This window comes from Ketobacter sp. MCCC 1A13808, from assembly GCF_009746715.1.
GTDB lineage: Bacteria > Pseudomonadota > Gammaproteobacteria > Pseudomonadales > Ketobacteraceae > Ketobacter.
On record NZ_VRKW01000064.1, the window covers coordinates 1 to 1176 of the forward strand.

The 1176-nt window shown below is 49.7% G+C and carries 1 protein-coding gene and 1 pseudogene; both read left to right on the top strand.

The genetic code is table 11. The features are described from left to right. The coding region (locus FT643_RS23025) for an integrase core domain-containing protein (protein ID WP_156873740.1) at positions 1-406 on the top strand (406 nt) is incomplete at its 5' end. A gap of 40 nt (positions 407-446) precedes the next feature. Next, positions 447-1052 (top strand): annotated as a pseudogene (locus tag FT643_RS23030) (IS66 family transposase); the annotation flags it as partial. Between the last annotated feature and the right edge of the window lie 124 nt (positions 1053-1176).

Sequence of the window (1176 nt, forward strand, 5' to 3'; positions counted from 1 at the left end):
CCACAGCCGACCCCGGGTCAGTAATGACAACGCCATGAGCGAAGCGCAATTCAAAACATTAAAATACCAGCCAGACTACCCCCGGCGCTTTGATGGTTATGACCATGCCCAGCGCTGGTGTAAAGACTATGTTCACTGGTATAACGGCGAGAATCATCACAGCAGCTTGGCGGGCTTCACGCCGCATCAGGTCTTTGCGGGCGAGTATCAGCAACTGATAAAACGTAGAGCCGAAACGATGCATGGAGCGAAGAACAGAAACCCGGAACGATTTACTCATGGATCACCCGTAATTGAGATACCGCCGAAGGTGGTAGCGATAAATCCAGCCCCGGAGGGCGAAGGTACACCAGAACGCGAATTCGGAGTAAATTTCCCTACGCTAAAGAGGGCAAATGCAATTTAATTTTTAAAGAGCTGGTGCAAATCAGGTTGACACGTTCCGCAGTCGCCGTTACTTCGTTCATGCACAAGAGCGTGATCCGCAGGCAGCGGATCAGGCGCTGAACCAGATCGGCGGGCTATATCAGCTCGAACAGACGATTCAGGAACAAAAGCTCACCGGCGATAAAAAGCATCAATACCGACTCCAGCACAGTAAGCCTGTCGTGGATGGCTTTTTTACCTGGTGCCAAACACAATGCCAGCGTCCTGATCTAACACCCAAACATCCCATGACCAAAGCGCTGAACTATGTGCTTGTTCGGGAAACCCAATTACGTGTGTTCTTAACCGATCCGGAGGTGCCGTTAGATACCAATCATCTGGAACGGGAAATCCGCCCCATCCCGATGGGAAGAAAGAACTGGCTGTTCTGCTGGACCGAGCTGGGTGCTGAGCATGTGGGATTGATCCAAAGTCTGATCAGCACCTGCAAACTGCACGACATCAATCCGCAAACCTATTTGATTGATGTGCTCCAGCGTGTCAGCCAACACCCGGCAAGCCAGGTCATTGAATTAACACCCCGAATCTGGAGAGAACAATTTGCAGGTGAACCACTGCGTTGCCCCCTTTACAAATCAAATGAGGCCCGCAATGCTAATAGATGACATGACGATCGAACAATTACTGGAACTGAATGAAATCATCTGTGAACGTATTGATTATTTAAGGGCGAAGCAAGATCAAAACGTACTGGCTCAGATGCATATTGGTAACCAGGTCTCCTTCAAT